General features: G+C 70.4%; 16 protein-coding genes and 1 pseudogene. 10 read left to right on the top strand and 7 right to left on the bottom strand.

Translation table 11 applies throughout. The annotated features are described in order from the left end of the window. From ACFYQ5_RS19375 to ACFYQ5_RS19355, 5 genes are all read left to right on the top strand, one after another. Entirely contained in the window at positions 1 to 1,512 is a 1,512-nt protein-coding gene (locus ACFYQ5_RS19375) for an FGGY family carbohydrate kinase (protein ID WP_389198899.1), read from the top strand. Further along, the gene (locus ACFYQ5_RS19370; RefSeq protein ID WP_389198898.1) at positions 1,509 to 3,017 is read left to right on the top strand and encodes an FGGY-family carbohydrate kinase; all 1,509 of its coding nucleotides are present in this window, start codon (positions 1,509 to 1,511) and stop codon (positions 3,015 to 3,017) included. Before ACFYQ5_RS19375 ends, ACFYQ5_RS19370 begins: the two co-directional genes overlap by 4 nt. Continuing rightward, a complete protein-coding gene (locus ACFYQ5_RS19365) occupies positions 3,014 to 3,637 on the top strand; it encodes a histidine phosphatase family protein (RefSeq protein ID WP_389198897.1) in 624 nt (207 codons plus the stop codon). Before ACFYQ5_RS19370 ends, ACFYQ5_RS19365 begins: the two co-directional genes overlap by 4 nt. Then, complete coding sequence (locus ACFYQ5_RS19360) at positions 3,634 to 4,668, top strand: 2-hydroxyacid dehydrogenase (RefSeq protein ID WP_389198895.1); 1,035 nt, start codon at positions 3,634 to 3,636, stop codon at positions 4,666 to 4,668. The genes ACFYQ5_RS19365 and ACFYQ5_RS19360 overlap by 4 nt, the downstream gene beginning before the upstream one ends. Before the next feature lie 117 nt (positions 4,669 to 4,785). After that, the gene (locus tag ACFYQ5_RS19355) at positions 4,786 to 5,955 is read left to right on the top strand and encodes a hypothetical protein (RefSeq protein ID WP_389198893.1); all 1,170 of its coding nucleotides are present in this window, start codon (positions 4,786 to 4,788) and stop codon (positions 5,953 to 5,955) included. Between the two features lie 213 nt (positions 5,956 to 6,168). On the opposite strand, the gene ACFYQ5_RS19350 is transcribed toward ACFYQ5_RS19355, so the two are convergent. The 5 genes from ACFYQ5_RS19350 to ACFYQ5_RS19330 all read right to left on the bottom strand — a co-directional run bounded on the left by ACFYQ5_RS19350 (position 6,169) and on the right by ACFYQ5_RS19330 (position 12,685). Beyond that, positions 6,169 to 6,603: a VOC family protein gene (locus ACFYQ5_RS19350; protein WP_389198892.1), complete on the bottom strand. Its 435-nt coding sequence runs from the start codon at positions 6,601 to 6,603 to the stop codon at positions 6,169 to 6,171. 296 nt (positions 6,604 to 6,899) lie between these two features. Next, positions 6,900 to 7,289 (bottom strand): peptidase inhibitor family I36 protein, encoded by a 390-nt coding sequence (locus tag ACFYQ5_RS19345; protein ID WP_389198890.1) that lies wholly within the window; start codon positions 7,287 to 7,289, stop codon positions 6,900 to 6,902. A gap of 105 nt (positions 7,290 to 7,394) precedes the next feature. Then, a complete protein-coding gene (locus ACFYQ5_RS19340; RefSeq protein WP_389198888.1) occupies positions 7,395 to 7,913 on the bottom strand; it encodes a hypothetical protein in 519 nt (172 codons plus the stop codon). A 32-nt stretch (positions 7,914 to 7,945) separates the two neighbouring features. Then, positions 7,946 to 8,590, bottom strand: a complete 645-nt coding sequence (locus ACFYQ5_RS19335; RefSeq protein ID WP_389198886.1) for a CHAP domain-containing protein — start codon at positions 8,588 to 8,590, stop codon at positions 7,946 to 7,948. Positions 8,591 to 8,878: 288 nt separating this feature from the next. Beyond that, complete coding sequence (locus ACFYQ5_RS19330; RefSeq protein WP_389198884.1) at positions 8,879 to 12,685, bottom strand: helix-turn-helix domain-containing protein; 3,807 nt, start codon at positions 12,683 to 12,685, stop codon at positions 8,879 to 8,881. 183 nt (positions 12,686 to 12,868) lie between these two features. On the opposite strand from ACFYQ5_RS19330, the gene rpmF reads away from it, so the two are divergent. Both rpmF and ACFYQ5_RS19320 read left to right on the top strand, forming a co-directional pair. Further along, positions 12,869 to 13,039 carry a 50S ribosomal protein L32 gene (rpmF, locus tag ACFYQ5_RS19325; protein ID WP_389198882.1) on the top strand — a complete coding sequence of 57 codons (171 nt, stop codon included), beginning with the start codon at positions 12,869 to 12,871 and terminating at the stop codon, positions 13,037 to 13,039. Positions 13,040 to 13,047: 8 nt separating this feature from the next. Further along, on the top strand, positions 13,048 to 14,223 hold the full coding sequence (locus ACFYQ5_RS19320; protein WP_389198880.1) for a GTP-binding protein: 1,176 nt from the start codon (positions 13,048 to 13,050) through the stop codon (positions 14,221 to 14,223). Between the two features lie 175 nt (positions 14,224 to 14,398). On the opposite strand, the pseudogene ACFYQ5_RS19315 reads toward ACFYQ5_RS19320, so the two are convergent. Together ACFYQ5_RS19315 and aztA are read right to left on the bottom strand one after the other, a co-directional pair. Continuing rightward, positions 14,399 to 14,755: pseudogene (locus ACFYQ5_RS19315) on the bottom strand (transcriptional repressor); the annotation flags it as partial. A 43-nt stretch (positions 14,756 to 14,798) separates the two neighbouring features. Further along, positions 14,799 to 15,500 carry a zinc ABC transporter ATP-binding protein AztA gene (gene aztA / locus ACFYQ5_RS19310; protein ID WP_389198878.1) on the bottom strand — a complete coding sequence of 234 codons (702 nt, stop codon included), beginning with the start codon at positions 15,498 to 15,500 and terminating at the stop codon, positions 14,799 to 14,801. A gap of 65 nt (positions 15,501 to 15,565) precedes the next feature. On the opposite strand from aztA, the gene aztB reads away from it, so the two are divergent. The 3 genes from aztB to aztC are packed head-to-tail and all read left to right on the top strand — an operon-like array spanning position 15,566 to position 18,638. Beyond that, positions 15,566 to 16,477, top strand: a complete 912-nt coding sequence (aztB, locus tag ACFYQ5_RS19305; protein ID WP_389198877.1) for a zinc ABC transporter permease AztB — start codon at positions 15,566 to 15,568, stop codon at positions 16,475 to 16,477. Then, positions 16,474 to 17,688: a hypothetical protein gene (locus ACFYQ5_RS19300; RefSeq protein ID WP_389198876.1), complete on the top strand. Its 1,215-nt coding sequence runs from the start codon at positions 16,474 to 16,476 to the stop codon at positions 17,686 to 17,688. The genes aztB and ACFYQ5_RS19300 overlap by 4 nt, the downstream gene beginning before the upstream one ends. After that, positions 17,685 to 18,638, top strand: coding sequence for a zinc ABC transporter substrate-binding protein AztC (aztC, locus tag ACFYQ5_RS19295; protein WP_389198874.1), 954 nt, complete (start codon positions 17,685 to 17,687; stop codon positions 18,636 to 18,638). The genes ACFYQ5_RS19300 and aztC overlap by 4 nt, the downstream gene beginning before the upstream one ends. Positions 18,639 to 18,658 lie beyond the last annotated feature (20 nt).

Here is an 18,658-nt window from a genome sequence, read left to right as displayed (position 1 = left end):
ATGACGTCGCTGGCCATCGACGCCGGCACCACCACCGTCAAAGTGGTCGGATACGGCGCGCAAGGCGAGGAACTGGCGGTCAGCCACCGGCCGACCCGGGTACTGCGCCCCCGGCCGGGCTGGGCGGAGCAGGACATGGACCACGTCTGGGAAGCGGTCGCCTCCGCCACCCGGGAGGTCGTGGCCGCGCTGCCCGAGCCGCCCGGGCTGGTCGCCCTCACCGGGCAGGGCGACGGGGCGTGGCTCGTCGACGACCGGGGCCGCCCCACCGGGCCCGCTGTGCTGTGGAACGACGGCAGGGCCGCCGACCTGGTCACCGGATGGGAGCGCGACGGCACCCTGGAGCAGGCCTTCAGGATCTGTGGCTCCCGGCTCTCCACCGGCATGCCCAACGCCGTGCTGGCCTGGATGCGGGAGCACGACCCTGACCGGACGCGCGACGCCCGCCACCTGCTGACCTGCGGGGGCTGGCTCTTCCTGCAACTGACGGGAGAAGCTGCCGTGGACGAGTCCGAGGCATCGGCGCCCTTCCTGGACATCGGGCAACGTACGTGGTCCGACCAACTGTTCGAGTTGTACGGCGTGGAGTGGGCCCGTGACCTGCTTCCCCCGCTCCGGGACGACGACCACCGTGTGACCGCGCTCAGCGCCACCGTCACCGCCACGACAGGGCTGCCCGCGGGCATCCCGGTGGTGCTGGCGCCCTACGACATCTGCGCCACCGCCATCGGCTCCGGGGCGGTCAGCGCCGGCCGGGCCTGCACCGTGCTCGGTACCACGCTGTCCACCGAGATCGTCACCGATTCCGCCGGCTGTGCGCTCACCGACGAGCCGGTGGGCATCACCGTCACCCTGGGCGTCCCCGGTCACTATCTGCGTGCCTTCCCCACCATGAGCGGCGGGGACATGCTGCACTGGGGCGCGCGGCTCCTCGGTCTCGCCTCGGTCGCCGACCTGATGGCCCTGGCCGAGCGCGGCGCCGAGAACACGGCCGGAGTGCGGTTCCTGCCCTATGTCTCCTCGGCCGGGGAACGTGCCCCGTTCTTCGACCCGGCAGCCCGCGGTTCGCTCTCCGGCCTGTCCCTGGACAGCGGCCGGGAGGATGTCGCCCGCGCGGTGGTGGAGGGCGTCACCATGGCCATCCGCGACTGCCTCGCCGCCTCCACCGCCACCCCGGAGCTGCTGACCCTGAGCGGCGGCGGTGCCCGGAGCGCGTACTGGACGCGGCTGATCGCGGATGTCGTCGGCCTGCCCGTGTCGATCCCCGCCGACACGGAGACCGGGGCCCGCGGCGCCTGGCTGACCGGCATGGTCGCGACCGGCCGCGAGCCGGACTTCGCCACCGCGGCGGAACGGCACGTGCGGATCTCCGCGACCTGCGAGCCCGACCCGGCCAAGGACCGGGCCGTGAGCGACCGTTACGCGGAGTTCCTCCGGCTGCGGGAGCTGCACCGGCCCATCTGGGCGCTCGGCCGTGAGGGCGCGGGTCTCGTCGGTGGAGCCGGCGCGTGACCGGGGTCGACCCGGACGTGTGGCTGGGCATCGACCTGGGCACACAGGGAGTCCGCGCGGTCGCCGTGACCTCGGCCGGCCGGCTGCTCGGCACGGGGTCCTCGCCGCTGACCAGTAACCGGCGGGGTGAACGTCATGAACAGGACCCGGACCAGTGGTGGCGTGCGGTCTGCTCGGCTGTCGGGCAGACCGTCGCGGCGGGCGCCGACCCGCGTCGAATCCGGGCCGTGGCCGTCGACGCGACATCGGGCACCGTCACCCTGACCGACCGGAACGGTCGGTGTGCGGCCCCCGGCCTCATGTACGACGACGGCCGCGCCGGTGTCGAGGCGGAGCAGGTCAACACGCTCGGCGAACAGCAGTGGGCCAAGGCCGGCTACCGGCGGATGCAGCGTTCCTGGGGGCTTCCCAAGCTCCGCTGGCTGCTCGACCGGTATCCGCACGCGGTGGCGGACGGCTGGCGCCTCGCCCACCAGAACGACGTGATCAACCGCACGCTCGTCGGGCACGAGGTACCCACGGACACCAGCAACGCCCTCAAGTCCGGGGCCGACGCCGCGTCCGTGACCTGGCCCGAACATGTCTTCGCCGCGCTGGACATCCCGGCCGCTGTGCTGCCGGACCTGGTGATGCCCGGCACCGTCATCGGCGAGGTCTGTGCCGGTGCGGCGGCGGAGTGCGGGCTCGTCCCTGGCATCCCCGTGGTCGCCGGGATGACCGACGGCTGTGCGGCCCAACTGGGTTCCGGAGCCACCGCGGTCGGCAGCTGGAACTCGGTCCTGGGCACCACACTCGTTCTCAAAGGAGTCACCGAGGACCTGCTGCACGACCCGAACGGTGTCGTCTACTCCCACCGCTCGCCCTCCGGCCACTGGCTTCCCGGCGGTGCCTCCAGTGTCGGTGCGGGCCTGGTCGCCAGGGAGTTCGCCGAATCCGGCCTGGACCGGCTGACCGACGAGGCGGCGCCCCTGCTGCCCACCGGGCTGCTGCGCTATCCGCTGGTCTCGTCCGGTGAGCGGTTCCCCTTCGTCGCCCCGGACGCCGTCGCCTTCCGCAGCCGGGAACCAGTGGGTGCTGCCGAGGACTTCGCCGCGCTGATGCAGGGCGCGGCGTACGTCGAACGCCTCTGCTTCGACTACGTGGACCTGCTCGGGGCCTCCACCGACGGGGCCGTCGTCCTCACCGGCGGTGCGACCCGCAACCCGGTGTGGAACCAGCTGCGCGCCGATGTGCTCGGCCGGCCGGTGTCCCTGCCCCGCCATGCCCAGCCCGCGCTCGGCATGGCCGTACTCGCCGCCTCCGCGTGCGGGGAGTACGGCCACGCAGAGCACGGGCTGGACCGTGCCGCCGCAGCGATGGTGCGGCCCGACCGGGTCCTGGAGCCGCGGGCCTCGCATCGATCCGCCCATGACGAGGGCTACGCCCGGCTGCTCGGTCTGCTGGTCCGGCGTGGCTGGCTGCCCGACACCGTCGCGGCCCACGCACGAGAAAGGACCACTCCATGAGCCTCCATGTCTTCCTCGTCCGGCACGGGGAGAGCGTCTGGCATGCCGAGAACCGCTACGCCGGGATCTCCGACATCGATCTCTCCACGCACGGCCGCGCCCAGGCCACCCGGCTCGCCGGCTGGGCGGGGCGCGCTGATCTCACGGCGGTGTGGTCCTCCCCGATGCGACGCTGCCGGCAGACCGCGGAGGAGAGCGCGGCCCGCGCCGGTCTGCCACTGCTTCTCGAACCACGGTTGCGCGAACTCGATTTCGGCATCGCCGAGGGGATGACCCGCGCCGAGCTGCGGGAGCGCCTGCCCGGCGCGCTCACGGCGTTCGAGGCCGACCCGGTCGGCAGCCACTTCCCGGAGGGAGAGGATCCGGCCGCCGTCAGCGAACGCTGTACCGACTTCCTCACCGGTCTGCGGGGCGGTCACCAGGAAGGACGCGTTCTCGTCGTGGCCCACTCCACCGCGATCCGGCTCACCCTCTGCCGACTGCTCGGTGTGCCGCTGCGGGACTACCGCCGTGTCTTCCCCTACCTGGCCAACTGCGCGTTGAACGAACTGATCCTCCGCGACGGCACACCCTCGCTGTTGTCTCTGAACCAGCACGTGACCCCAGGAGTACCAGAGTGACCACCATCCTCGCGGCCGGCGACCACTTCGTCCGCAACTCCCTGTTCACCGACCGCCTCCGGCCGGTCGCACCCGAGGCCACCTTCCGTGAACTCACCCTGCCCTGGCCCGTCGAGCCCTTCGGCGCGGTGGCCGAGGTCCACGAGGCATCCGGTACCGAGGACCAGCTCATCGAGGCCCTGGACGGTGCGGACATCTGCGTCACCCAGATGGCACCGCTGACCGAGCGGGTCCTCGCTGCGAGCCCCGGGCTCCGCCTGTTCTGCGTCGGCCGGGGCGGCCCGGTCAACGTCAATCTCGCGGCGGCCACCCGGCACGGCGTGGCGGTCACCTTCGCCCCGGGCCGCAACGCCACCGCCACCGCCGAGCACACGGTCGCCCTGATGCTGGCGGCCACCCGCCGCGTCCCCGCCACCCACCAGGACCTCACCTCGGGCATCTGGCGGGGCGACTACTACCGCTACGACAGCGTCGGCCCCGAACTGGAGGGCAGCACGGTCGGCATCGTCGGATACGGCGCCATCGGCTCCCGGGTGGCTCGCATCGTCCGCGGATTCGGCGCCCGGGTCCTGGTGGCCGACCCTTACGTCGGCGAGGCCGACCTGGCCCCCGCGGACCGGGTGGACCTGCCCGAACTGATGCGCCGCTCCTCCTTCGTCACCGTGCACGCCCGCGCGACCCCGAAGACCCAAGGGCTGCTCTCCCGCGAGCTGATCGGACTCATGCCTCCCGGCGGCGTACTCGTCAACTGTGCGCGCGGTTCCCTGCTCGACTACGACGCCGTCTGCGACGCCCTGGACGAGGGCCGGCTCTTCGGCGCGGCCTTCGACGTCTTCCCCGAGGAGCCGCTTCCGGACGGTTCCCGGCTGCGGCGCACCCCCAACGTCGTCATGACCCCGCACCTGGCCGGCGCCAGCAGGCAGACCGCCCACAACGCGTCCGCCCTCGTCGCCGATGAGGTCGCCCGGTTCCTGGCCGGCCGCTCCCCCGCCCACTGCGCGAACCCGGAGGTGCTGCGGACCCGGTCCTGAACGGCACACGAAGAGTTTCACGGCTCGGGCACCACCGGTTCGCCTCCTGCTCGCCCCTGAGACATCGCGGGACGCTCCGGTGGAGCACGACTCACGATCTCGTGGAAAGGAAACCGCGTGCGCGGCAAGCTCCGGACGTTCCGAACCCTTCTCGTCGCCGGGATCAGTGTCCCCGCCCTCCTCCTTGCCACCCCTTCCCCCGGCATCGCCGCCGAGGCCGACCGCGGCGGTCGGCAGCCCGAGCTGCCCTCCTACGTATACGGCGGCGCCTGGCCGACCAGCCATGTGCAAGGCGTGACCGTGGACCGCAAACGCGGTTTCGTCTACTGGTCGTTCACCCAGAGGCTCGTCAAGACCGACCTCGACGGCAAGGTCGTCGGGACGGTCGAGGGCCTCACCGGCCACCTCGGTGACATCGACGTCGACGACCGGGACGGCAGGGTCTACGGATCGCTCGAGTACAAGGCGGCGGAATCGTTCTACATAGCCGTCTTCGACGCCCGCGCGATCGACCGCGCCGGGATGAACGCCGAGCGGGACGGTGTCATGACCGCCGTCCATCTCGACGAGGTGGCAAAGGACTTCACCGCCGACATGGACGGCGACGGCGTATTCGACGGCGACACCGCCGACACCCTCGACCACCGCTACGGATGCAGCGGCATCGACGGTGTGTCCTTCGGACCCGAGTTCGGCGAGCGGGGCGGCAAGCAGACGCTGAAGGTCGCGTACGGCGTCTACTCCCACACCGGCCGGAGCGACAACGACCACCAGGTGATCCTGGGGTACGACACCAGCACCTGGGGCAGGTACGCGCGACCGCTCAACCAGGACGCCCCGCACCACAGCGGCCCCGAGCACCACGACGGCAAGTTCTTCGTCCACACCGGCAACACCACGTACGGCGTGCAGAACCTCCAGTACGACCCGTACACCAGGAACTGGATCATGGCGGTCTACAAGGGCAGGAAGGAGGGCTTCCCGAACTACTCCTTCTTCACTGTCGACGGCTCCGCCGAGCCGGTGCGCGGCGGGATCGAGGGACAGCCCGCGCCGGAGACCGGTAACCTCCTCACCCTCCGCGAGGCCGGCCTGCGCGACGACGCGACCGGCATCCGCGGCTGGGAGTTCCACGGCAGCTACGGGTTCGACGCGTTGGGCGACGGACGGTACTACGTGGCGGAGGGCCGGGCCGTGGAGAAGGACGGCGTCCTCGAGCAGGAAGGTGAGATCCGCCTGCACCGCTGGACGGGCAAGACCCCGGGCCCGTTCGCCCCCCTCGGCTGACGTCAGTCGTCGTCCCGCCGGCTCCGCCCGCCCCGCCACGGAGTCGGCCGGCCTCACGGAGCGGGTCGGTGAACTGAGCGCCCACAAACACGAGTTGAGAGGCGAGCTTGCCCAGCTCCGCCATGGGACGCAGGAGCTCGAACGGGTACCCGCCGGGACCAGCGACGACTTCGTCGCCGGCCGAGCGAGCCGCAGAGGGTGGTGCGCGGCCCCTCAGTCGAGACAGAACTCGTTGCCCTCGATGTCCTGCATCACGATGCACGACTCGTTGGTGCCATCGGCGAGGAGCGTCTGCACGTGTGCCGCGCCGAGCGCGATCAGTCGTGCGCACTCGGCCTGGAGTGTGGCGAGGCGCTCTTCACCCACGAGCCCGGTGCCGGCCCGCACACAGAGATGCACCCGATTCTTGGCGACCTTGCCTTCGGGAACGCGCTGGAAGTACATGCGCGGGCCCACACCTGAGGGATCCATGCAGACGAATGCTGCGCCCTGACGCTCAGGAGGCAGCGAGCGGTCGAAATCGTCCCAGGCAGCAAACCCCTCCGGTGGCGGCGGTACGACGTACCCCAACACCTCGCACCAGAAGCGAGCGACGCGCTCAGGTTCCCCGCAGTCGAAGGTGACTTGGAACTGCTTGACCGATGCCATCCGTCCTCCGTAACGCACGCTGTTCACCGAGACCCGGATGTCATCGCCGCGTGGAGAGCAGACACGCCACCAGCAGGAACGCGTCGATGTCCACCTCGTCGTCGTGCAACGTGGTGAGCTCGGTCATGGCGGGCGAGCCTGCCACATGATCACGCGAGGCTCAAACAATTTTCCGCCTGCCGACCGGGACCGTGCGCAGTATGTCCGGCCCACCGGCCCCACCGGCCCCACCGGGCGCCATCGAGCGGCTGGAACCCGGAGGGGGCAGGGGGCGGGCACCTCGCGACGGCGAGCTGTCAGCACTTCCAGGTGTGACTCCGTACGAAGGTACCGGCGCCCTTGAGGTTGAGCCGCTGCCCCTTCTTGAGGCACAGCACCTTCGTGCCCTTCAGCCCCGCCCTGGTGTAGATCGAGACCGGCCTGCCGGACGTGCCGTTGTTGACGACCGACTTCACCCGGGTGTTCCTGGACCACTTGCAGACAGAGCTGCCTCCCAGCCAGTCGGGGTCGTCGATCTGCCAACCGCAGGCGCCGCCCTTGCCGTTGGGCTGGGGATAGGCGCAGAAGGCGCCGGGCGTACAGGACCAGGGGTTCAGGGGCGCCGCGCCCACCGGGTCAGGTGTGACGAGGGTGCTCATCAGGGCGGCGGCGGCCAGGCCGACCACCGTGCGCGTCGTCCTGCTCATGAGGCTCATGGTGCTTTCTCCTTCTTCCCACGGCGGCCCGGAGCGGGCCGCCGTGCCGGGTGGACTCGGGTGTGATCGATCCGGGCCGCCTGTCCCGGCGGACGGTCAGACGCGGCTGTTGTAGTAGGTGATGTCCCAGTGGTTGCCTTCGCGGGCGTAGACGTTGCCTGCCGCGGACCGGTACATGCGGGCGCCGTCGCCCCGCTCGCCCACGTCCTTGAAGTGCTTCGTGATGTACGTGTCGACGCACCGGCCGAGGGCTACGTCGGCCTTGTAGCCGTTGTAGTGGCTGTAGGTACCGGCGGCATGGCCGCGTTCGGAACCCCCCGTGACGCGGACGGCGCAGCCACCGGCCTTCCGGAACGCGATCACTCCGGAGACCGTCGCCTTGTTGATCCTGGTGAAGGACGTGCAGTCGGACCTCTCGCGGTTGGTACAGCCTCCGCTCGACGACCAGGTGACACCGGCCTTCTTCAGCTGCGCGGCGGCCTCGGCGTGCGTCCGGTACTTCGCGGGTGCGGCTGCCGCCGCGGCGGAGGCCGCCGCACCACCGAGAACGGCTACGGCGGCGAGGCCGGCGACGAGGCTGCGGCCGCGTTTGCTGCTGACACTCGGAAACTTCATCGGCATGCTCTCCAGGAGGAAGTGGTGGTGCCTCATGACGGGGTGGCGAAGCCCCGGAAGTTCTTGGCGCTCACGTAGGGGCCACCGGTGTTGCGGGTGTCGTTCCAGTTGTAGGTCTGGCGGGTGACGCTGTCGGTGCCCGTACCGGCGTTGCCCTCGACGGTGGTGATGGTGCGGCCCTTCACCGCGACGACGACGCCCACGTGTCCGAAAGAAGCGTTGCTCCTGTTGGTCCACACCAGGACGTCGCCGGGCTGGGGGAGCTTCTTGGCGTTGTAGGCGTGGAAGCGGCTGCCCATGTGCGTACGCCACCGCTGGGACGCCTCGTACTTCGCGGGAACTCCCCGCTTGCCCCACATCGCGGCCGCGAAGTGACCGCACCACGACTGGCCGTTGTAGTTGTTGTACTCGTTGAGGTTGTGGCCACCGAGGTAGTTGTTGTTGCCGTTCGGCTTGCTCAGGCGGACCGAGCCGTTCTTCGTCGCCTTGTACTTGGTGGGCTTTGTCAGAGCGCGGTTGGCGTTGGTGACGATCTGCTGTCGGGCCAGGGCAGCGGGGGCCGCCGAAGTGGCGGTCCTCTTGGAGGTGGGGTGTTCGGCCTGCGCCTGGCCGGCCGTGAGACCGCCGGCGAGGAAGGTGCTCAGGACGAGTGCGACGAGGCGGGTGTTGCGGGCCATGGTTCAGCAACTCTCTTTCGGTGTGCGGCCGGTTTCGGCCGGGAGCGTGCCAGCAGGTCGAGTGGACAGCGAGGACCCCTCGCGGTCGGTCGGACAGGTGCGGCAGCGGGCCGTGCGCGTCGGGTGATCAGCAGTCACCTTTGTGACGTTCAGCGGCTTTTGCTGTGCCCTGAGTCTGTCGCACCGGCCAGAAGGATCACAGGGTTTCCGGGTTGCCTCCGGCGGGCGGGCCGTCGGTAAACACTCCTGACCAGGGCTGTTACGCATGTGGGTGACAGGGGCCGGCGTCTACCGGCAGCCCGGCTCGAAGGGAACTCCCGGGAGCTGCTTCTGCCATGTGGCACGGTCGACGGATCCGACGGCACGGCAGACGTCGCGCAGGACCGCCTCGGTGTCGAGGCTCCATCTGCGGATCGTGCCGTCCTCGGCCACCGACACCACCGGTCCGTCGTCGCTCATGAAGGCGACTGCGCGGATGGGCTCCTGATGCCCTCTCAGGGTGTGGAGGAGCCGGCCGTCCGCCGTGCTCCAGACGCGGACGGTGTGGTCCCGTCCCGCGGTGGCGAGCCGGGTCCCCGTCCGGTTGAAGGCGACGGTGTTCACCGGTCCGGTGTGACCGGTGAGCGTACGCGGGCGCCCCGTCCCGAGCGGCCGGTCCCAGATCTTCACCGTGTCGTCCCAGCCGGTGGAAGCCAGTACACCTCCTGGGCCCGCGGCGAGGTCCAGTACGAGGCTGCCGTGGCGCAGCCTGCGCAGGAGGCGGGAGTCGGAGTAGTTCCAGAGCCTCGCCTCGTGATCGAGGCTTCCGGTGACGACGGTGTTCTCGTCCAGGAAGACGATGCTGTGCACACCGTCGGCGTGGCCGCTGAGCTGATGGGACCGGACGGGCGCGCCTGCGCCGGCGGGCAGCTTCCACAGAGTGGCGACGTGGTCGTCACCGGCGACGGCCAGGACGTCCCGGTGTCCCGGGCGGAACGCGAGTGACCTGATGGTGCGTCGGTGCGCCCGCCATTCGGTGACGGGCCTGCGCGGATCCGAGGTGCGCCAGACGCTGACGTCGCCCTGCTCGTCGGCGGCGGCGAAGTGAGCCCCGTCGTCGCTGAACGCGACCGCGCGGACGGCGGCGCCGTTACCGCTCGGCAGCCGGCGGGCGTTTCCCGAGCGCTGGTCGACGAAGCGGGCCGTGCCGTTCCCGCCGGCGATCCCGAGGATCGACCCGTCCGGCGACAACGCGCCGTCCAGCCAGGGCTCGCTGCCTTCCAGGAGCCCGAGGGAGCTCGTGGGTGTCCACAGCCGGACGGTGCCGTCCTCTCCGCCGGTGGCGATGGACCTGCCGTCGGGCGCGTATTCGGCACCCCAGACGAAGCCCTGGTGGCCGACGAGTGTGGTGAGGAGACGGTGGGTGGACAGGTCCCAGACCGCGACGACGTCCTCGTGGCCGGAGGCGGCGACCTGGTGTCCGTCGGGTGAGACCGTGAGGTCGACCACGGAGTCCGTCAGCCCGACGAGCGTGGTCTCCACCCGTCGGGTCCGGGTGTTCCAGACCGTGACATCACCGTCCCACGCTCCGGCGAACAGCCTGCTGCCGTCCCGGGAGAAGGCGAGGGCCCAGACGGCGTCGCGTTCCTCGGTCTCCAGTTCCACGGACGTGCCCCCTGCCGGGTCGACCAGCCACAGGCGTCCCTCGGCCCCCGCCACGGCGGCACGACCGCCGTCGGGCGTCACCGCCACCGAGTACAGGGGATGGTTCAGGCCGGTGCGAGTGACCGGAACGTCCCGGGAGGTCAGGTCGAGCTGGGCCAGGACACCGTCGTCACCGACGGACAGCACGGTCCGGCCGTCCTCGGAGGCGGCCAGACCTGTGACGCGTCCGTCATGCCGGAAGGGGAGCGGCGCCTCCCGCGCGCCGAGGCCCTTCACCATCGTCAGGCCGCCTCGCTGGTCACCCCAGACGAGCGCGCCCGTCTCCGGAGCGACGGCGAGGGCCCGGACGGCGTCCCTCTGGTCGATTCTCCGCACCTCGCGCCGTGAGCGGCTGTTCCAGATGCGGACGGTTCCGTCCGCCCCGCCCGACACCAGGTGGTCTCCGGCCCACGCGACGGCGCGTACGAAGCCGGCGTGACCCTTCAGTGATCCGGTGTAAGGCGCCGCCTGGGTGCTGAGCACGCCGCTCGCGGACGCACCGCTCCGGGCGGTGGCCCAGGCCGACGCGGCCAGCAGCATGTTCGCCTCGGCATTGGCGGCGGTACTGGGAACGGCGAGCAGCGCGAGCTTCTCGTTGAGGCGCGCCATGCGCTGGCCGGCGATCGCCTCGCGGCTGATCCGCACGGCCGTCGCGGTACTGACGAGTGCCATGACGAGCAGCACCACGAGAGCCACCAGCAGTTGGTGGAGGCGCCGGGTCCGGCGCCTCTCCCGCCGCCGCTCCGCACGGTCCTGGGCCTCGGCGGCCCGCAGGAACGCGCGTTCGGTCTCGCCCAGCAGCACCAGAGGGTGCCCCGCGGCCTCCTTCGCGGCGGCCAGCCTGCTGCCTCGAGGAAGGAGCGTGGGGTCGCGGTCCTCCGCCTGCCACTGCCCGGCGGTCTCGCTCATCCGCTGCCAGGCCCGCAGGGACGCCGCGTCGGCGTCGATCCAGCCCCTCAGGCGCGGCCAGGCGCGCAGTACGGACTCATGGGCCAGAGTCACCTGGCCTCGGTCGGCGGTCAGCAGCCGGGCGCGGGTGAACTCCTCGACGACCTCACCGGCCTGACCCGAGACGCCGAGGACGTGTTCCTCCCGGCCGGCGTGGCGGCGGGTGGCACGGCCGTCCTCGTCGACACGGACCAGGCGCAGGAGCACGGCACGGGCGGCTTCCTTGCGGTCGGCCGACAGGCGTCCGTACGCGCCTTCCGCGGTGGCCGACACCGCGCCGACGATGCCACCGGCGCGCTCGTACCCTCCGACGGTGAGGCGCGTCCCGTCCCGTTCCTGCCAGGTCGTCAGAAGGGCGTGGGAGAGCAGCGGCAGCACGCCCGGCCCGCCGGGACCGTCGTCGACCACGTGGTCCTCGTCCGCCGTGAGGGATCCGAGGTCACGGAGGATCACCTCGACGAGACCGGGTTCCAGCTCCAGGCCCGCGGCCTCGGCAGGCTTCGTCACCGCTTCGCGGATCTCACCCGGGCACATGGGCTCCAGCGGGAGCTGACCGTTCCGCAGGGCCGCCGCCAGCTCGGGGTGGACGAGGCATGACCCGTAGAAGTCGGCGCGTACACCGAGGACGACCAGGGCGGCCGGGTGCTTCTGCCGTTCACGGGGGTCGTCGGGCACGGTGGACAGCGCGTGCAGGACGCGGATGAAGCGAGTCCGCTCGGCGGTGTCCTCGCACAGGGTGAAGGCCTCTTCGAACTGGTCCACGACGAGGACGAGCCGGGCACCTTCCTTGCCTTCCGGGGCCACCAGCTCGTGGACGGCGCGGGCCAGCTGACGCGGGCCCTCCTCCAGGGCGGTCCTGAGCGTCCCGGGATCGGTGTCGACCGCGTCCGCCATCAGCATCAGCGCCTGACTGACGGGCTGCTCCCCGGGGCACATCGCCAGGACCGGCCACCGGTGCGATCCGCTCACCGGGAGCACCTTCCGGTACAGCGCCGGCACCAGTCCCGCGTGCAGCAACGAGGACTTGCCCGTTCCCGACGCGGCCACGACGACCGCCGGTCCCCCACCGTCGAGCCTCGCCGTCACCATGCGTACGAGTGCTGCCGTGGCACGCTCCCTGCCGAAGAACCAGGACGCGTGCGCCGCCTGGTACGGAGCGAGTCCGCGGTAGGGGCACTCGTCTCCGTTCGCACGGCGGCGCTGGTCCGGGAACGCGACCGCCAGGCGCCCCAGTAACCCGCCCGTCCCCAGCGCCGCGTCGCAGGCACCGGCGACCGCCGGAGTCAGCGGCTTGTCACCGGTCTCGACCCGGGAGAGATACCCCTTGGTGTAGTGGATCCGCTCACCGAGCTTCGCCAGGGACACCCCCTGCTCCTGACGGAGACGTCTCAGTTCGTGTCCGGGGTGGACATGTGGACGGCTCCCCTGGTCACCGGGCTCTCCGACATCCGATTCGTTGCTCATGACCTTCTAAGGGGCTCGCGGGCTCCGAGGTAGCTCCCGGTTCGGGCAAGAAGCCGATCGAGTGATCTCGCAGCGATACGGATGACGGGAGGTCCCCCGCCGAAGGGCACCCGAAAGGAGAGTTTGATATTGACTATCGTTTTCATATAGCGTTCGTTGCCGACGACGACCCAGGAGGTCCCCATGGCAGTCCCGAAGCGGAAGATGTCCCGCAGCAACACCCGTCACCGTCGCGCCCAGTGGAAGGCCACGACACCTCAGCTCGTGCCCGTCACGGTCGACGGCACCGTCCACCAGGTGCCGCAGCGACTGGTGAAGGCGTACGAGCGCGGCCTCCTGCACCCCGAGGACTGATCCGCTCCATGGCGCAGAACCGTCTGCCCGTCACCGTGCTCTCGGGCTTCCTGGGAGCCGGCAAGACGACGCTGCTCAACCATGTCCTCGGCAACCGCGAGGGCATGCGGGTCGCGGTGATCGTGAACGACATGAGCGAGATCAACATCGACGCGGCACTGGTGCGCGGGGGCGAGGCCGCACTCTCACGCACCGAGGAACGCCTGGTCGAGATGACCAACGGATGCATCTGCTGCACCCTGCGCGACGACCTGCTCGAAGAGGTGGACCGGCTCGCCCGCGAGGGGCGCTACGACTACCTGCTGATCGAGTCCAGCGGCATCTCGGAACCGATGCCGGTGGCGGCGACCTTCTCCTTCCCGCGCGACGACGGGGCGACCCTGGGCGACCTCGCCCGGCTCGACACGATGGTCACCGTGGTCGACGCGGCCAACTTCCTTCCGGAACTGGCGGGAGGTGACGGCCTCGCCGAGCGTGGACTCGACCAGTACGAGGACGACGAGCGCACGGTCAGCGACCTGCTCATGGACCAGATCGAATTCGCCGACGTCATCGTGCTGAACAAGCTGGACCTCGTGGACGAACGAGGGCGAGAACAGCTCGTGGCCGCACTCACTCGCCTCAATCCGGTGGCCCGGATCGTGCCCGCCCGCCGAGGACGCGTGGAACTGTCCGAGGTTCTCGGCACCGGCCTCTTCGACCTGGAACGGGCCCAGCAGGCCCCCGGATGGGTCCGGGAACTGAATGGGGACCACATGCCGGAGACCGAGGAATACGGAATCTCCAGCACGGTCTTCCGCTCGGACCGCCCCTTCCATCCCGACCGCCTGTGGACGTTCGTCACCGACGAGCTCGACAGCGGCCGGTACGGGCAGGTTCTGCGCTCCAAGGGCTTCTTCTGGCTGTCCAGCCGGCCCGACGTGACCGGACTCTGGTCACAGGCGGGCTCCGTGGCCCGCTTCGAGCCGTCCGGCGCGCGCGACGCCGACACCACGCAGGGCCAGGAGCTGGTCTTCATCGGCACGGATCTGCGTACCGAGGCCGTCCACGAAGCTCTGTCCGGGTGCCTGATGTCCGAGGGAGAGGCGCGGCCCACAGCCGATCCGTTCCCGGAGTGGGGCACGTACGGCATCGACGACACGTGTGAGCAGGAGCACCCGGAACCGGTGGCGTCCCACCCCTGAACTCCGGGCCGGACGGTGGTCGCAGCCACGGCATCGTCCGGTCCGGCCCTGTCGCACGCTTCCCCTCGTCCCGGGGCGCCATCTGGCGCCCCGGCAGGCGGTGACGATCCCGCCTCGCCCAGCCCGCACCGCTTTCCGCACAGTTGGGGCAGGTGCCCGTCGCGGCGACGGCGTGCCGTACGTCCTCGAATCCGTGACGAGGCCCGAGCTGCGCCACCCACTCCTCCAGCGCCTGGGAGACGAAAGCGACGCCGGCCCCGCAGACCCGGCACCTCAGATGGCGCTCGTGCACGGGTGGCAGATACCGGTACGACTTCACCGCGCCCCGGGCGTGGACCGTTTCGAGCCGCCCCTCCGCGTCCGCGTCGGACAACGCCCGGTACACCGCCGTGAGGCCGATGCGGATGCCCCGCTGCGTCATCGCCGCGTGGCGACCCTGTGCACTCAGGAATCCGCCGTTCTCCCGGAGGGCGGCCAGCACTTCGGGCCGCCGGTCCGCCGCGCTGCGGCGTCGATCGGGGGCGGTGACCATGGTCGTGCCGCTCGCACGGAGGGGCCTGGACGACGCGAACACCTCACACCCGCCGGGGCAGTTGCCAGATCTCGTCGATCGCGTCATCGGTCAGCACCTCTCGAGGATCCCCCTCTCCTCGCAACCGCCCCTCCTGGAGCAGCAGGACGTGGCCCGCGGACCTGGCCACCTCGAGGTCATGGGTGGCCTGCACGACCGTCACCCCCTCCTCGGTCACCTCGGCCAGCACCTCGGCGATGAGCCGCTGAGCCGTCGCATCGAGGCCGGTGGTGGGCTCATCGAGTACGAGCAGATCAGCCTCCTGCGCCAACCCCTGTGCAACGAGGGCGCGCTGGCGCTGGCCACCCGACAACTCCCCCAGCTGCCGATGGGCGAGTGGGCTGATGCCGAGCCGGCTCATGCTCGACTCCACGACATCCCGGTCCCGCCGCGACAGCCGCCGCCACAGACCGCAGCGCCCCCACCTCCCCATCGCGACGGCGTCCCGCACCGTCAGCGGGAGCACGTCGGCCGCCCTGCTGCGCTGCGTCACGAACGCCGCACGCCTGCCGGTCCGATGCTCCACTTCTCCCGCTGTCACCTGGATCACCCCGGAGATCACCCCGAGAAGCGTGGACTTGCCCGAGCCGTTCGGTCCGACCACAGCCGTGGTGGTGAACGCCGGTACTTGCAGGGTGAGTTGATCCAGTACCGCACGATTCACGTAACCGGCCGACACTCCGTCGAGCCTTACCTGCCGCTGCATCTCCCGAACCTCTTCCCATGACGCTTCATTGTAGTGATAATCGTTTTCATTGTAGTGTCCGCCGCATGGAATGGTTGATGGGCCCCTTCGAGGTGACCTTTGTCCAACGGGCCCTGTGGGGCGGCATACTCGTGTCGCTGATCTGCGCCCTGGCCGGTACGTGGGTCGTTCTGCGCGGTATGGCGTTCTTCGGGGACGCGATGTCGCACGGCATGCTCCCCGGAATCGCACTCGCCTCACTGCTCGGGGGCAACCTGCTGGTCGGCGCCGCCGTGAGCGCGGCCGTGATGGCGCTCGGCGTCAGCGTCGTCGGCCGCTCACCCCGGCTGTCGCAGGACACCAGCATCGGTCTGCTCTTCGTGGGGATGCTGTCGCTGGGCGTGATCATCGTCTCGCGTTCGCAGTCCTTCGCGGTCGACCTGACCGGCTTCCTCTTCGGTGACGTGCTCGCCGTACGTTCGGCCGACCTGGCCTACCTCGGGGGCGCGCTGGTCATCGCGCTGGTGATCTCCGTACTCGGCTACCGGCCGTTCCTCGCGCTGGCATTCGACGAGCGGAAGGCGCACACGCTGGGGCTCCGGCCGCGCCTCGCACATGCGGCTCTGCTCGCCCTGCTCACACTGGCCATCGTCGCGTCGTTCCACGTGGTGGGCACCCTGCTGGTCTTCGGCCTGCTGATCGCACCACCCGCAGCCGTGCTGCCATGGGCTCGGCGCATCCCGGCGATCATGATCGGCGCCGCCTGCCTGGGAGCCGGCGCGACGTTCATCGGCCTGCTGCTCTCGTGGCACCTCCACACGGCCGCCGGAGCGAGCATCGCGGCTACGGCAGTCGTCCAGTTCCTGCTCTCCACCGCGGCCTCCGGCCTCCGCAACCGCTGGGCGCGGTCCACTCCCCCCACCCCCGCTCCCCCCACCTCCGCGATCCCCACTTCCGCGACCGACCGCCCGCACATGGAATACGGACATCCGTCATGACACTCAGAAAGATCCGAACCGCCACAGCACTCTCCTGCGCCGCCCTCGCCGGCTCCGGGCTGCTCCTCGGCTGCCAGAGCGGCAACGACGTGAAGGCCCCGTCGAAGGCATCGGCCTCGGCGAAACCCCACGGGTACGTCGAGGGAGCCGAAGAAGCCTCCGAACAGCAGTCCCGACTCGTGCTCGCCGACGCGGACACGGGGACGGTCAAGGTCCTGGACCTGATCACCGAGGACATCACGTCACTCCAGGGCAGTGAGGGCGTGCAAGGGCTGCGCACCGACGGCCGGTTCGCCTACCTGAGCACCGCCGGCGGAACCCGTGTCGTCGACTCCGGCGCCTGGACGGTGGAACACGGCGACCACGTCCACTACTACCGCGCCGCCATTCGCGACGTGGGGTCCGTCGCCGGTACGGACGCCGCCCACATCCACAGCGATCAGGCCGTCACCGCGGTGTCCTCCTCGAAGGGCGGCACCCACCTGCTCGACCGCAAGGAACTCGAGGACGGCACCGTCCCCCGTGGCAGCGCGCTGACCGGTGCGGGCAGCGGGGCGGTCGTCCCCTACAAGGAACATCTGCTGGTCACGGGGGCAGGTGCCGGGAAGGACACCGTCGAGGTCCGCGACCGTGAGGGCGCACGGGTCAGCACGCTGAAGGAACCGTGTGCCCAGGTGCGCGGTGAGGCCGTCACCCGCCGGGGCGTGGTCCTCGGATGTGCCGACGGCGCCCTGCTGGTCAGCGAGGACAAGGGCACGTTCGAGGCCGAGAAGATCCCGTACGGCACAGCGGTGAAGGCCTCGGAACGGGCCGTCGACTTCCACCACCGGGCGGGCAGCACCACGCTCGCGGCCAGGTCGGGCGACGCGTCCGTCTGGGTCCTCGACGTCACCGACCGCGCCTGGACGCGGATCGAGACCGGCCCGGTCGTGGCCGCCAACACCGCCGGAGAAGGCTCTCCGTTGCTCGCGCTCGGCAAGGACGGTGTGCTCACCGCCTACGACATCGCCACCGGGAAGAGCGTCGCCCATAAGGAACTCCTCTCGAAGGGGGCCGGGTCCGCCGCCATCGAGGTCGACACCACCCGCGCGTACGTCAACGACGGCGCGGCACGAAAGGTCTACGAGATCGACTACAACGACCGGCTCCGGCTCGCCCGGACCTTCCCGCTCGACTTCGCCCCGACCTACATGGTGGAGACAGGCCGATGAGCATCGATTCCGCCACCGGGCGCACGCGTCGGGTGCCCGCACGTCTCCTTCTCGCGTCCCTCGCCGGCGTTCTGCTCCTGGGGGTGAGCGGCTGCGCGGGAAGCGAGCAGGGCCGCCCCTCCGTGGTCGTCACCACGAACATCCTCGGTGACATCACCCGCAACATCGTGGGCGACGAGGCCGAGGTGACCGTGCTGATGCAGGCCGGAGCCGATCCGCACTCCTTCGGTGTCTCCGCTCCGCAGGCGGCGTCCATCGAACAGGCCGATCTGGTCGTCTACAACGGGCTCGGCCTGGAGGAGAACGTTCTGCGCCATGTGGAGGCCGCCGAAGAAGCCGGTGTCTCCACCCTGGCGGTCGGGGAGGCCGTCGATCCGCTCACCTACACGGCGGGCGAGTCGGCCGACGAGCCCGACCCGCACTTCTGGACGGACCCCGAGCGGGTCAGCAAGGCCGTCGGGCTCATCGCGGATCAGGTCACCGAGCACGTCAGGGGCGTCGACCGGACGGTCGTCGCGAAGAACGCGTCCGACTACGGATCACAGGTCACCGGACTGACGTCGTGGATGCGGAAACAGTTCAGCGACATCCCGTCCGAGCAGCGCCAGTTGGTGACCAACCACCATGTCTTCGGTTACCTGGCCCAGCGTTTCGGATTCCGGATCGTGGGCGCGGTGATCCCGAGCGGGACCAGCCTCGCGTCGCCGAGCGCCTCGGACCTCAAGTCCCTGTCGACCGCGATCGAGACGGCGGGTGTGAAGGCGATCTTCGCGGACTCGTCGCAACCCGACCGACTGGCCCAGGTGCTGAAACGCGAGAGCGACATCGAGGTCGACGTCGTGCCGCTGTTCTCCGAATCCCTCACCGCCGAGGGAGAGGGGGCGGCGACCTACCTGGAAATGATGCGCGCCAACACCCGGTCCATATCCACGGGACTGGGCACCGAATAGCCACGTTGTCGCCGGTCATG

It is taken from the genome of Streptomyces sp. NPDC005794 (assembly GCF_042871445.1).
In the GTDB taxonomy this organism is placed as follows: domain Bacteria; phylum Actinomycetota; class Actinomycetes; order Streptomycetales; family Streptomycetaceae; genus Streptomyces.
The sequence above is the reverse complement of the archived record's forward strand: the minus strand, read 5'-3'. Positions and strand labels throughout refer to the sequence as shown.